Origin of the sequence: Mesorhizobium sp. M1006 (assembly GCF_040318825.1) — a bacterium.
Taxonomy (GTDB): domain Bacteria; phylum Pseudomonadota; class Alphaproteobacteria; order Rhizobiales; family Rhizobiaceae; genus Mesorhizobium.
The window spans coordinates 203,392-216,657 of the sequence record NZ_JAMYMZ010000004.1 but is presented as its reverse complement, the minus strand read 5'-3'; the positions used below and the strand labels follow the sequence as shown (position 1 = coordinate 216,657).

General features: G+C 62.9%; 9 protein-coding genes. 5 read left to right on the top strand and 4 right to left on the bottom strand.

The features are described from left to right. Positions 1 to 92 precede the first annotated feature (92 nt). Positions 93 to 455: a cell cycle two-component system response regulator CpdR gene (gene cpdR, locus NKH60_RS05675; protein WP_006199474.1), complete on the bottom strand. Its 363-nt coding sequence runs from the start codon at positions 453 to 455 to the stop codon at positions 93 to 95. Positions 456 to 608: 153 nt separating this feature from the next. Between cpdR and NKH60_RS05670 the strand changes: the two genes are divergently transcribed. Further along, positions 609 to 1,550 (top strand): N-formylglutamate amidohydrolase, encoded by a 942-nt coding sequence (locus NKH60_RS05670; protein ID WP_352539364.1) that lies wholly within the window; start codon positions 609 to 611, stop codon positions 1,548 to 1,550. A gap of 327 nt (positions 1,551 to 1,877) precedes the next feature. Then, positions 1,878 to 2,651: a histidinol-phosphatase gene (hisN, locus tag NKH60_RS05665; RefSeq protein ID WP_352448234.1), complete on the top strand. Its 774-nt coding sequence runs from the start codon at positions 1,878 to 1,880 to the stop codon at positions 2,649 to 2,651. Between the two features lie 145 nt (positions 2,652 to 2,796). On the opposite strand, the gene NKH60_RS05660 is transcribed toward hisN, so the two are convergent. Together NKH60_RS05660 and NKH60_RS05655 are read right to left on the bottom strand one after the other, a co-directional pair. Continuing rightward, positions 2,797 to 3,255 carry a styrene oxide isomerase gene (locus tag NKH60_RS05660; RefSeq protein ID WP_352469520.1) on the bottom strand — a complete coding sequence of 153 codons (459 nt, stop codon included), beginning with the start codon at positions 3,253 to 3,255 and terminating at the stop codon, positions 2,797 to 2,799. Between the two features lie 133 nt (positions 3,256 to 3,388). Beyond that, the gene (locus tag NKH60_RS05655; protein ID WP_352818154.1) at positions 3,389 to 4,363 is read right to left on the bottom strand and encodes an alpha/beta fold hydrolase; all 975 of its coding nucleotides are present in this window, start codon (positions 4,361 to 4,363) and stop codon (positions 3,389 to 3,391) included. Between the two features lie 475 nt (positions 4,364 to 4,838). On the opposite strand from NKH60_RS05655, the gene NKH60_RS05650 reads away from it, so the two are divergent. Continuing rightward, positions 4,839 to 5,303 carry an Hsp20 family protein gene (locus NKH60_RS05650; protein WP_023675381.1) on the top strand — a complete coding sequence of 155 codons (465 nt, stop codon included), beginning with the start codon at positions 4,839 to 4,841 and terminating at the stop codon, positions 5,301 to 5,303. 90 nt (positions 5,304 to 5,393) lie between these two features. On the opposite strand, the gene NKH60_RS05645 is transcribed toward NKH60_RS05650, so the two are convergent. Beyond that, a complete protein-coding gene (locus NKH60_RS05645) occupies positions 5,394 to 6,446 on the bottom strand; it encodes a threonine aldolase family protein (protein WP_352501928.1) in 1,053 nt (350 codons plus the stop codon). 475 nt (positions 6,447 to 6,921) lie between these two features. Here NKH60_RS05645 and gltB point away from each other — a divergent pair, with 475 nt between their 5' ends. Together gltB and NKH60_RS05635 are read left to right on the top strand one after the other, a co-directional pair. Beyond that, positions 6,922 to 11,652 (top strand): glutamate synthase large subunit, encoded by a 4,731-nt coding sequence (gene gltB / locus NKH60_RS05640; protein ID WP_352832460.1) that lies wholly within the window; start codon positions 6,922 to 6,924, stop codon positions 11,650 to 11,652. A gap of 143 nt (positions 11,653 to 11,795) precedes the next feature. Next, the gene (locus NKH60_RS05635) at positions 11,796 to 13,250 is read left to right on the top strand and encodes a glutamate synthase subunit beta (RefSeq protein WP_352818148.1); all 1,455 of its coding nucleotides are present in this window, start codon (positions 11,796 to 11,798) and stop codon (positions 13,248 to 13,250) included. Positions 13,251 to 13,266: the final 16 nt, after the last annotated feature.

Here is a 13,266-nt window from a genome sequence, read left to right as displayed (position 1 = left end):
GCATACACCATTTTTGGTTCGGCACGTCAATAGCGGGAAAAGGGAAAGAACGCCTGGCTTGCGGCGTCGGTCAAGACGCGACAAAAAGCGCGTCAGGCGGCCTGCAGCATCTTTTCGACCTCGTTGACGAGGTCGCGCAGGTGGAACGGCTTCGATAGCACCTTGGCGTCTTTCGGCGCCTTGGAATCAGGGTTCAGCGCGACGGCGGCGAAGCCGGTGATGAACATCACCTTGAGGTCGGGATCGATCTCCGTGGCGCGTCGGGCGAGCTCGATGCCATCCATCTCGGGCATGACGATGTCGGTCAAAAGCAGCGAAAAAGGTTCCTCGCGCAGCCGCTCATAGGCGCTGGCGCCATTGTCGAAATCGCTGACCTGATAACCGGCGCGCTCCAGCGCCTTGACGAGGAACCGGCGCATGTCGTCGTCGTCTTCCGCCAGCAGAATGCGTGCCATGTTGTCCCGTCCGAATCACCCAACCGACAATGCCGTGCGGCAAGCCCGTTAACCATGCTGTATATGAGGAGGTGACGGTAAACATCAAGTGAACGTTGGCCGCACAATCCTGATTTGGCTGGCGCTTCGGCGGCTGGACATGCGGGCGGCGAGGTGGCACTTTCCCATCATGATGCATTGGTATTCCCGGGTTCGTCCAAATTGAAAACGGCAGCCGAGGATTTTTCGGTCGTTCCACCCTTCGAAATCCGATCGGGCGCCGAACAGCGCGTTCCCTTCCTCTTCAACTCGCCGCATAGCGGCCGCTACTATCCGGACCGGTTCATGGCTATGGCCAAGCTGGACCGCAACGCCATCCGCCGCTCCGAGGACTGCTATGTCGAGGAATTGTTCGGCGGCGCCGTCGCGCTCGGAGCGCCGATGCTGGCGGCAAACTTCCCGCGCGCCTATCTCGACGTCAATCGGGAGCCGTGGGAACTCGACCCGCGCATGTTCGCCGAACCGGTGCCGTCATTCTGCAACATCCGCTCGGCGCGGGTGGCCGGCGGGCTCGGCACCGTGCCCAAGCTGGTCGGCGAGGGGCTCGACATCTATTCCGGCCGCTTGCCGCTGGCGGAAGCCGTGGCGCGCATCGAAGCGGTCTACAAGCCCTATCACGAGACGCTGAAACGGCTTTTGACCAGAACCCATGCGCGCTTCGGCTACGCCGTGCTGATTGACTGCCACTCGATGCCGGCAAGCATAAGGGTCGGCGACAGCGGATTGCGGCCGGATTTCATCGTCGGCGACCGTTTCGGCATCTCGGCCGCGGCGGCGTTGACCGAGACGGCGATCGGCCTGCTCACCGGCATGGGCTACAGCGTCGCCCACAACAAGCCCTATGCCGGAGGCTTCATTACCGAGCACTATGGCCGCCCCGTGCGCCATCTGCATGCGCTGCAGATCGAGGTCAATCGCGGGCTCTACATGAATGAGCGGACGTTCCAGAGATCGGCTGGTTTCGACGCACTGGCCGACGATCTGGCGCGGTTTTCGGCCGAACTGATGGCGATGCCCGATCACAATTTCATGGATCTGCCGCTGGCCGCCGAATAGCCGCGGAATCGCGGTACCGCCGCTCATGCGGCAGCGTAAAAAAAGACCGCATCGTTTGCACGACACGGTCGAAGTCTAGGGAGGAAACGCCCAAGGAGGGCATGGACAGGAACCCCTGTCCGAGAACAAACGTATTGTGCGCTGCACAAATGTCAAGGCGCGTTCCGGCTTTTTTAATTCACTGTGAAGTGGAAACTGCATTTCCATGACGGCGGCGTTGCATTCGAGCAACAGTTGGCACCATGCGAAAGGCTCCGAACGCCCTTGTTTCGGCATAAATCCGTAGGCAAACGGGTATCTCCAAACATGCTGGAGCGGGAGAATCAGTTGGACATCAACATCGAGTTCATGCGGCGCATTGCGCGTGCCGCCGCAGCCGAGACCTTGCCGCGCTTCCGCAACCAGGGCGCGGTCACCAACAAGGAGCGCGGCAGCTTCGACCCGGTCACCGAGGCCGACCGCGAGGCCGAGCGCGCCATCCGGGCGCTGATATCAGCGCAATACCCCGATCACGGCATTCTCGGCGAGGAACATGGCAGCGAAAACATCTCCAGCCGGCATGTCTGGGTGATCGATCCGATCGATGGAACGCGCGCCTTCATTTCCGGCCTGCCGGTATGGGGCACGCTGGTCGGGCTGACGGTCGACGGCGATGCCGTCGCCGGCATGATGTCGCAGCCCTTCACCGGCGAGTTGTTCTACGCCAATGCCTCCGGCTCGCATTATGAAGGTCCCGGTGGCTCCCGAAAACTCGCTACGCGCAAGACGACGAATCTCGCCGAGGCGACGCTGTTCACCACCACGCCGGCGCTGTTCAAGGGAGACGCGCGCCTGCGCTACGACCTGTTCGAGCAACAGGTCCAGCTCGCCCGTTACGGCACCGACTGCTATGCCTTCGCGATGGTGGCGGCGGGCAGCGTCGATATCGTTGCCGATCCCGGATTGAAACCGTACGACATCGTCGCGCTGATCCCGATCATCGAGAAGGCAGGCGGCGTTGTCACCACCTTCGAAGGCGGGCCGGCGGAAAACGGCGGCGACATCCTGGCGGCGGCGACACCGGAGCTGCACGCAGCCGCGATGGCGGCGCTGCGCGGCTGAGCATCCGGTGCACCCACGCGTCTGTTTTGCGCAAATCCGACGGAAACCGCGGTACGGTCCTAAAGCAAAGCGCGTCGCGTTTGAGTGAACTCATGTGACGCGCTTGTTTTATGCATGTTATCGCAAAACCGCTGCGCGACATGCATTAGCTGTCGGCAGGCCAAGCGTCCGAGAGACGCAGGCCCCACAAAATGAGCACGAAAGAGATGAGGCCGGTCGGCGCGGACGAATACGCCACACCTTTGATCACAGCTTCCTGAAAGGCACTTCCGTGGAAGGCTCCGGCCGCCAACGGCATAGTCTCGTTGCCGGCCGCCCAGGCGCTGGCGATCACGTAGGCGGCCAGGATCGCCAAAGCCGAATAGATCAGCAGCCAGAAAGCAATCCGCGACGTCGCCGCGCCGAGATTGAGCCTAGACCATGTGAGGCCTAGAGCCAGCAAGAGAACGCCCTCCAGGGCGCTGAGCGTGTGCGCGGACAGTCCGAGCCGCGGTGCGGCGAGATACGGTATTGCAAACCCTTCGAATGACGAAAACAGCAGCAGCGCGACGCCAATCTGCAGTAGCCGATGCCCCTGACGTGACAGCGTATTCGATGCGTTCATGGTCGTTTTTCTCCCGGCGAATGGCCTCCATTCTCTTTGGCAGCAACCTAGCGCTCGATGCCTTAACGGGAATAAGGGGCTGCGCCGGACAAGCGACCCGTGCGGGCTTTGTTGGCGGGCGCCGGCGAAGCGGTCAAACAGCGTCGCCGGTTCCGGGGATGAAGGCATCGAATGCCGCAAACAACTGCTCGCGATAGAGGTCGGCTTCCTGGAGGATCTCATGGCGGGCGCCGTCGATCATCACTAGCGAGCCGACGCGCAGACGTCTCGCATAGGCTTCGACTGCCCTGGTCGAGACGACCTGGTCGGCGCCGGCGGCGATCATCAGCAAGGGCACCTGGATCTTGGCCATGAAATCCGGGTCGCTGACGATCAAGGATGCCTCGGTGGCCGCCTTCAGCCAGCGGATCGTCGGTCCGCCGAGCGCCAGCTGCGGATAGGTTTCGTAGATCAGCGTGTTGCGCCGATAGCGTTCCGGGTCGCTGGTCAGCTTGTTTATGGCGAAGGGCACCGATTCCTTGGGCCGCGGCCCCCATGCGGCATAGAGCCGGCCAAGGCCGAGAAGGCAGAACAGCGAACAGAGGCGGCGGACGGTTTTTACCGAAACCGGCAGGTCCGGCACGGTGAAGAACGGTGCGATCAGCACCATGCGGCGCACGCGGTTCGCCATCGAGGGCGCGGCGAGCAGCGCAATCACCGCGCCGGCCGAGTGGGCCAGTATGTAGTAGGGTCCTCGGCAATCGGGCAGCACGATCTCCTCGAAGAACTGCTCCAGATCGCCGGTGTAGTCGAAGAAGCTCCGGACGAAGCCGCGCTGTCGGTCGCCGATCAGCCGGTCGGAAGCGCCCTGTCCGCGCCAGTCGAGGGTTGCCACGCCAAAGCCCCGGTCGGCAAGGTTGCGAATGGTCTCGAAATACTTCTCGATGCACTCGTTGCGGCCGGTCAGGACGACGACGGTGCCCTTCATTGGGCGGGCAACCGCGGCAAACAGCCCATAGCGGATCTTCTTGCCGTCGCGCGTGGTGAAGAAGCCGCCGGCCGCGTTTTCCGGCAGCGGATTGCCCGGACTTTCCTGGAAGAGAGGGGGCTGGTGGAGAAGATCGGTCATGCGGTTTTTGGTTGGTGTCGGTGCCGGCGTGGGCGCAAGTCAGGCATAAACGCCCATGCGCCAAAAGCAAAGGAATTTGGGACGCCGGGGAGCTCGACCGCCAGGCAGCGAACAAAGTAAGGCCGGAAGCAGCCTTGGCGTGCTTCCGGCCTCTGTCGACCGGGAGGAAGGGACGTTACACCCGGTTCGGCCTCGTCGTGTCGCCTTTTTCGCGACCTGTTCGTTATCTCGAGAACAGTTTTAATGCCGCCTGGCTGAACGCTCGCCGAAGCCACGGTTCATCTGCCGTTCATCGGCATCGGGACGTGGGCCGGGACCGGTCCCGTTCGGACGCGGGAAAATCTTGAAATGCCGTCGCCGGCTTCCCAAATTTGTCATGCGGTCGCCAATGTCGGGGCCGCTGGCCCATCCGGAACGCCGTCACGGGTTTCGCACCGGCCATACGCAACCTTGTTGCTCAACAGGAGAACACACCATGCGTCACGTTGATTTTTCCCCGCTCTACCGTTCGACCGTCGGTTTTGACCGGTTGTTCACCATGCTCGATTCGCTTGCGCAGCCGGAAGGGCAGACGTATCCGCCTTACAACATCGAGCGCACGGGCGAGGATGCCTATCGCATCTCGATGGCTGTGGCCGGCTTCTCGGAAGATGAGATTTCGATCGAAGCTCACCGCAATGTGCTGACCGTCAAGGGTGAGCGCAAGGAGGAAGGCAATGGCGAAGGCTCCGAACTGCTCTATCGCGGTATCGCCAGCCGAGCCTTCGAGCGCCGCTTCCAGCTTGCCGATCACGTCGAGGTTGTCGGCGCCGCGCTGAAGAACGGCCTGCTCTTCGTCGACCTCAAGCGCAACATCCCCGAAGAGCTGAAGCCGCGCAAGATCGCGATCACCTCGGCTCCGGCCAAGGCCAAGCAGATCGAGGCCAAGACTGCGGCCTAAGCCAGGCAGCTAAACTCCGGGACGCCAACTCCCCGGGAAGAAAGGGCGGTGCAGCAATGCGCCGCTCTTTTTGCTGGTGGGCAAGGCTTGCTATCCGGCGAGCAGGTAGCCGAAACGGTCGACCTCGTCGGGCGTGGTCGCGAAGCTGGTGACAAAGCGATAGAGCGCTTCGTCTTCGCCGATGTAGCCGTCGTAGCCGAGCGGCCTGTGCCAGTCGTGGAAGGCCGCCCCTGCCGCTTGCATTCTTTCGGCCTCGGCCTTTTTCATGACCGCGAAGACCTCGTTCGCCTGCGGCAGCCAGGCCAGCCGGGCGGAAGGGGAATCTTCTATCGCCGCGGCAAGCCGTGCCGCCATCGCATTGGCGTGCCGTGCTGTGTCGAGCCACAGCCCACCCCTGAAATAAGCATCGAATTGCGCGGCGATGAAGCGCGATTTCGAGAACAGCTGGGCCGCGCGCTTACGCAAAAAGGCCAATTCCTTGGCTCGCTCGAGGTCGAACAGCACGATCGCCTCGGCGCACCAACAGCCATTCTTGGTGCCGCCGAAGGAGAGGATGTCAACGCCATGCTTCCAGGTCATTTCGGCCGGCGTCGTTTCCAGCGCGACGAGCGCATTGGCAAAGCGGGCCCCATCCATGTGCAGCGGCAGTCCATGCTGCTTTGCGATCGCCGAAATCCTGGCGATTTCGTTCAGCGTGTAGACGGTGCCGACTTCGGTCGACTGGGTGATCGAAACGGCAACCGGCCGCCCGGAATGGACGTTTTCGGGTGCGAAACGGTCCACCGCCCGTTCCAGATTGCCGGCATCGATCCTGCCGAGTGCGCCTTCGACTGTACAAAGCCGCGAACCGCCGGTGAAATATTCCGGTGCACCGCATTCGTCCTCGATGATGTGCGATTCGCGATGGCAGAAGGAAATGCCGCCTGGCTTGTTATAGGTAGTCAGCGACAGCGAATTGGCAGCGGTGCCGGTGGCGACGAAAAACACCGCGACCTCGCATTCGAAGATCTCATTGAAGCGCTGGTAAACGGTCTTGTCGAGGGCACCGTCGCCATAGGCGGTGGAGAAGCCGTCGGCATGGGCCGACAGGCCGGCAGCGATACGGGGATGGGCGCCTGCCCAATTGTCGGAAGCGAAAATCATGCGTCTGCCTATGCTGGGGAAATCGGTGCGAGCTTGGCCGCTTTCGCATGCCGGTCGCAAGGGGCAGATACCGAAAATCCGCTAAAGCCAGTGAAACGCATGAGCGTAGATGCAGCGACGGAAGGTTACGCTGACACGGCGTTCCGCGCAATTTTCTGTCGCGAAAGCTTCAAGAAATTTGTGAATCGGTCTTGTGTGCATCCAAAATTTCTGTCATAAAAATTTAGGACAGTAGTGCTGTCTTATTTTGTCGCACAAAACTGGCCGCATTGGCATATGATTGCGCCTCTGCGGCCATTGCCGCGAGCGACAGCTAGACAGTCTGGCTCCGGCCTGTACGAATACCATATGCGAACCATGCGGAAAGCCGCACGGTCGGCAAGAATTTCGCAAGACGTGCCGCAGATTGAAAGGGGAGCCACGCGCTTCCCGACGGAAACCAGCGCCCGAAGGGGACGGAACGGAGGACAGGACGATGACGGACATGACGCCATCTGCGACGAAGGCCGCGCAGACGACAGCGGCAGCCGTCAAAAATCCGTCCCTGACCAATATTCGGCGAACCAGCACCGGCTATGCTGCGCACGGCCTCTATGATCCGCGCAACGAGCATGATGCCTGCGGCGTCGGCTTCATCGTCAACATGAAGGGCGTGAAGTCGCACCAGATCGTCGAGGACGGCCTTGCCGTGCTCGAAAACCTGACGCATCGCGGCGCGGTCGGCGCCGATCCGCTGATGGGTGACGGCGCCGGCGTGCTGGTGCAGCTGCCGGACCGCTTCTTCCGCGAGGAGATGGCCAAGCAAGGGGTCGAACTGCCGAAGCCCGGCCACTACGCCGTCGGCCACGTGTTCATGCCGCGCGACCCGGAGCTGCAGGCGCATATCGAAGGCATCATCGCCGAGGTGGCGCAGCTCGAGGGCCAGCCGCTGCTCGGCTTTCGCGACGTGCCGGTCGACAATTCGTCGCTGTCGAAGGCGCCCGACATAGCCGCTTCCGAGCCGGTGCACCGGCAGGTGTTCCTGGGCCGCGGCGCCGAGATCGAGAACGACGACGATTACGAGCGGCGGCTCTACATCCTGCGCAAGGTCATTTCCGGCCGTATCCACGAAGAGACCAAAGGCGTCGACAACGGCTTCTATGTCGTCTCGATGTCGTCGCGGACCATCGTCTACAAGGGCATGTTCCTGGCCTATCAGGTCGGCGCCTACTACAAGGATCTCACCGACCCGCGTTTCGAGACGGCGCTGATCCTGGTTCACCAGCGCTTCTCGACCAACACGTTCCCGTCGTGGAAGCTGGCGCATCCCTACCGCATGGTCGCCCACAATGGCGAGATCAACACCCTGCGCGGCAACGTCAACTGGATGGCGGCGCGGCAGGCTTCGGTCGATTCCGAACTGTTCGGCAACGACATCTCGAAGCTGTGGCCGATCTCCTATGAAGGGCAGTCCGACACCGCCTGCTTCGACAATGCGCTCGAATTCCTGACGCAGGGCGGCTATTCGCTCGCCCACGCCATGATGATGCTGATCCCGGAAGCCTGGGCCGGCAACAAGCTGATGGGTCAGGACCGCAAGGCCTTCTACGAGTATCACGCAGCGCTGATGGAGCCGTGGGACGGGCCAGCGGCGGTTGCCTTCACCGACGGCCGCCAGATCGGTGCCACGCTCGACCGCAACGGGCTGCGGCCGGCGCGCTACATCGTCACCGATGACGACCGCGTCATCATGGCTTCGGAAGCCGGCGTGCTGCCAGTGCCGGAGGAAAGGATCGTCAAGAAGTGGCGGCTGCAGCCCGGCCGCATGCTGCTGATCGACCTGGACAAGGGCCGCATCGTTTCCGACGAGGAAATCAAGTCGGAGATCGCGACCAGGCATCCCTACAAGAGCTGGCTCGCCAACACACAGCTCATCCTCGAGGATCTGAACCCGGTCGAGCCGCGCGCCCTGCGCAGGGATGTCTCACTGCTCGACCGCCAGCAGGCGTTTGGCTACACCCAGGAGGACACCAAGCTGTTGATGTCGCCGATGGCGACCACCGGCCAGGAAGCCGTCGGGTCGATGGGTACCGACACGCCGATTTCGGCAATGTCGGACAGATCGAAGCTGCTCTACACCTATTTCAAGCAGAATTTCGCACAGGTCACCAATCCGCCGATCGACCCGATCCGCGAGGAGCTGGTGATGAGCCTGGTGTCCTTCATCGGGCCGCGGCCCAACATCTTCGATCTTGTCGGCAATTCGCGCCGCAAGCGGCTCGAAGTGCGCCAACCGATCCTGACGAACGGCGATCTGGAGAAGCTGCGCTCCGTCGGCCACACCGAAGACCGTTTCGACACCAAGACGATCGACATCACTTACGGTTCGAATGAAGGCGCGGCCGGCATGCAGGGCGCCATCGACCGGCTGTGCGAGCGCGCCGAGGCGGCGGTCGCAGGCGGCTACAACATCATCATCCTTTCGGACCGTCAGCTCGGGCCGGATCGCATTGCCATTCCGGCGCTGCTGGCAACGGCGGCCGTGCACCATCATTTGATCCGCAAGGGATTGCGCACCTCGGTTGGGCTCGTCGTGGAATCCGGCGAGCCGCGCGAGGTGCATCATTTCTGCTGTCTCGCCGGCTACGGCGCCGAGGCGATCAATCCCTATCTCGCTTTCGACACGCTGCTCGACATGCACAAGCGTGGCGAATTGCCAGCGGAGGTCGATGCCTACGAGGTCGTCTCCCGCTACATCAAGTCGATCGGCAAGGGCATCCTCAAGGTGATGTCCAAGATGGGCATCTCGACCTACCAGTCCTATTGCGGCGCGCAGATCTTCGACGCCATCGGGCTCAAGTCGGATTTCGTGCAGAAGTACTTCACCGGCACGGCGACGCTGATCGAAGGCGTCGGGCTGGACGAGATCGCCGCCGAAACGGTCAGCCGCCACACCGACGGCTTCGGCAACGACCCGGTGCTGCGCAACAGCCTCGAGGTCGGCGGCGAATACATGTTCCGCATGCGCGGCGAGGCCCATATCTGGTCGCCCGACGCAGTGGCGACCTTGCAGCACGCCGTGCGCCAAGGCTCGTGGGAGACGTTCAAGGACTATTCCGCCCAGATCGACAGCGAGACGGCGCAGGCGCAGACCATTCGCGGCCTGTTCAAGATCAAGCTTGCGCAAGAGACCGGGCGCAAGAAGGTCAAGCTCGACGAGGTGATGCCGGCGGCCGATATCGTCAAGCGCTTCTCGACCGGGGCGATGTCCTTCGGCTCGATCTCAAGGGAAGCGCACACGACGCTGGCGCGCGCCATGAACGCCATCGGCGGCAAGTCGAACACCGGCGAGGGCGGCGAAGAGGCCGATCGCTATCTGCCACTGCCGGGCGGCGGCAAGAACCCCGAACGCTCGGCGATCAAGCAGGTCGCCTCGGGACGCTTTGGCGTCACGGCGGAGTATCTTGTCAATTCCGACATGATGCAGATCAAGGTCGCGCAAGGGGCGAAGCCAGGCGAGGGCGGCCAGCTGCCGGGTCACAAGGTCGATGCGACCATAGCAAAGGTCAGGCACTCGACGCCGGGCGTCGGCCTGATCTCGCCGCCGCCGCATCACGACATCTATTCGATCGAGGATCTGGCGCAGCTCATCTACGACCTGAAGAACGTCAATCCGGCGGCCGACGTATCGGTCAAGCTGGTCTCGGAAGTCGGCGTCGGCACGGTTGCGGCCGGCGTCGCCAAGGCGCGTGCCGACCACATCACCATATCAGGCTATGACGGCGGCACCGGTGCCTCGCCGCTGACCTCGCTCAAGCATGCCGGCAGCCCGTGGGAGATGGGCCTTGCCGAGACGCACCAGACGCTGGTGCTCAACGGCCTCAGGTCGCGCGTCGCGCTGCAGGTCGATGGCGGCCTGCGCACCGGGCGTGACGTCATTATCGGCGCACTGCTCGGCGCCGACGAGTTCGGCTTTTCGACCGCGCCGTTGATCGCGGCCGGCTGCATCATGATGCGCAAGTGCCATCTCAACACCTGCCCCGTCGGCGTCGCGACACAGGACCCGGTGCTGCGCAAGCGCTTCAAGGGCACGCCCGAGCACGTCATCAACTTCTTCTTCTATGTGGCGGAAGAGGTGCGGGCGCTGCTTGCCGAGATGGGCTACACCCATCTCGACCAGATCATCGGCGACACCGACCTTCTGGAAAAGCGCGAGCTGATCCAGCACTGGAAGGCACGCGGGCTCGACTTCAGCAAGATGTTCTACAAGCCCGATGCGCCGCACGAGGCGGTGCACTGGACCGAGCGGCAGAAGCATCCGATCGACGACGTGCTCGACCGCAAGCTGATCGACCTCGCAAAGCCGGCGCTCGAAGCCAGGCAGCCGGTCAGTATCGAACTGCCGATCCGCAACGTCGACCGTTCGACCGGCGCCATGCTGTCGGGCGAGGTGGCAAAGCGCTTCAAGCACAAGGGCCTGCGCGAGGACACGATCTCGGTCAAGCTCACCGGCACGGCCGGCCAGTCCTTTGGCGCCTTCCTGGCGCGCGGTGTCTCGTTCGAACTGGTGGGCGCCGCCAACGACTATGTCGGCAAGGGCCTGTCGGGTGGCCGCATCGTCATCCGCCCGCCGGAGAACACGAAAATCGTTGCTGCCGAGTCCATTATTGTCGGCAATACCGTGCTCTACGGCGCAACCGAGGGCGAGGCCTATTTCTGCGGCGTTGCCGGCGAGCGTTTTGCCGTGCGCAATTCGGGTGTCGCCGCCGTCGTTGAAGGCGTCGGCGACCATGGTTGCGAATACATGACTGGCGGTATCGTCGTCGTCATCGGCCAGACCGGCCGCAACTTCGCCGCCGGCATGTCGGGCGGCGTCGCCTATGTGCTCGACGAGGCGGGTGATTTCGCCGAACGCTGCAACATGGCGATGGTCGAGCTGGAGCCGGTTCCGGAAGAGGACGACCTGATGGAAAAGCTGCTCCACCATGGCGGCGATCTCGACCATAAGGGCCGTGTCGACGTATCCGGCGATATGACCAGCCATGACGAGGAGCGGCTCTACCAGCTGATCTCCAACCACGTCCACTACACCGGCTCGGTACGAGGTCGCGAAATCCTCGACGACTGGGCGACTTTCCGGCCGAAATTCCGGAAGATCATGCCGGTCGAATACCGCCGCGCGCTGATCGAGATGGAGCGGATGCGCATGAACGTGGCGGCGGAATAGATTTGGAAATTGCCGGGAGGCCATGCGTCCCGGCAACCATCTTCATCAACAATCCTGACCTCGGACTGAAGGTTGCCACAGCTGCCTTATGAGGTTAACGGGTGCGTCGCCAGGCGTGCCTTCCGGACAGCAGGGACTGGACTATGGGCAAGGTAACAGGGTTTCTCGAGATCGACCGGCAGGTGCACAAGTACCAGCCGGCTTCCGACCGCATCCGGCATTTCCGCGAGTTCACGCTGCCGATGTCGGACAAGGAGGTCGAGAAACAGGCCGCGCGGTGCATGGATTGCGGCATTCCTTATTGCCATGGACCGACCGGCTGCCCGATCCACAACCAGATCCCGGACTGGAACGACCTCGTCTACAATGGCGACTGGGAAAACGCGATCCGCAACCTGCATTCGACCAACAATTTTCCGGAATTTACCGGCCGCATCTGCCCCGCACCTTGCGAGGAAGCCTGCACGCTGAACCTCGAGGATATTCCGGTCGCCATCAAGACCATCGAGCAGGCCATTGCCGACAAAGCCTATGAAACCGGCCATATCCGGCCCTATCCGCCGGAACGGAAGACCGGCAAGCGCGTCGCGATCATCGGCTCGGGGCCGGCAGGCATGGCGGCTGCCCAGCAACTCGGCCGCGCAGGCCATGACGTTCACGTCTATGAGCGCGAGAGCCGGCCGGGCGGGCTGATGCGCTACGGCATCCCCGATTTCAAGATCGAGAAGCATTATATCGACCGGCGCATCGAGCAGATGCAGGGCGAAGGTGTCAGCTTCCATTGTGGCGTCAATGTGGGCGTCGACAAGCCGGTCGCCGAACTGCTCGCCGAATATGACGCCGTGCTCTATTGCGGCGGCTCCGAAACGCCGCGTCCGGCCAACATCCCGGGCGACGATCTCGACGGCGTGCACGACGCCATGCCGTATCTGGTGCAGCAGAACAAGCGTATCGGCGGCGAGCCGATCCAGTCGGTGGCATGGCCGTCGCGCCCGATCGTCGCCGGCGGCCAGCACGTCGTCGTCGTCGGCGGCGGCGACACTGCCTCAGACTGCGTCGGCACCGCCTTCCGCCAGGGCGCGGTGCGCGTCACCCAGCTCGACATCCGGCCGCAGCCGCCGGAAAAGGAGGACAAGCTGTCGGTCTGGCCCTACTGGGCGACCAAGATGCGCACGTCGTCGTCGCAGGCCGAAGGCGCCGAGCGCGAATTCCAGGTGGCGACGCTTGAATTCATCGGCGAAGACGGCCAGCTGACCGGGGTCAAATGCTGCGAGGTCGACGAAAAGCGCAAGCCGATCGCGGGCACGGAATTCGTCATCCGCGCCGATCTCGCGTTCATCGCCATCGGCTTTGCCGGGCCAGCCGCTCGCGGGCCGATCTCGGAACTCGACGGGCAGATGAAGATCGTCATCGACAGCCGCCGTTCGAAGAATGTCGAGGCCAATGACCGGGACTACAGGACCAGCGTCGAAAGGCTCTATGCGGCGGGCGACGTGCGGCGCGGCCAGTCGCTGGTCGTCTGGGCGATCCGCGAGGGTCGCCAGGCGGCGCGCGCCATCGACGAGGCGCTGATGGGATCGAGCGTGCTGCCGCGCTGAGCCCGTTCCGAAGAGG

Coding starts and splice junctions, on each gene's coding strand:
- cpdR (WP_006199474.1), bottom strand. CDS start 455: ATGGCACGCATTCTGCTGGCGGAAGACGACGACGACATGCGCCGGTTC.
- NKH60_RS05645 (WP_352501928.1), bottom strand. CDS start 6,446: ATGATTTTCGCTTCCGACAATTGGGCAGGCGCCCATCCCCGTATCGCT.
- NKH60_RS05655 (WP_352818154.1), bottom strand. CDS start 4,363: ATGACCGATCTTCTCCACCAGCCCCCTCTCTTCCAGGAAAGTCCGGGC.
- NKH60_RS05650 (WP_023675381.1), top strand. CDS start 4,839: ATGCGTCACGTTGATTTTTCCCCGCTCTACCGTTCGACCGTCGGTTTT.
- NKH60_RS05660 (WP_352469520.1), bottom strand. CDS start 3,255: ATGAACGCATCGAATACGCTGTCACGTCAGGGGCATCGGCTACTGCAG.
- NKH60_RS05635 (WP_352818148.1), top strand. CDS start 11,796: ATGGGCAAGGTAACAGGGTTTCTCGAGATCGACCGGCAGGTGCACAAG.
- gltB (WP_352832460.1), top strand. CDS start 6,922: ATGACGGACATGACGCCATCTGCGACGAAGGCCGCGCAGACGACAGCG.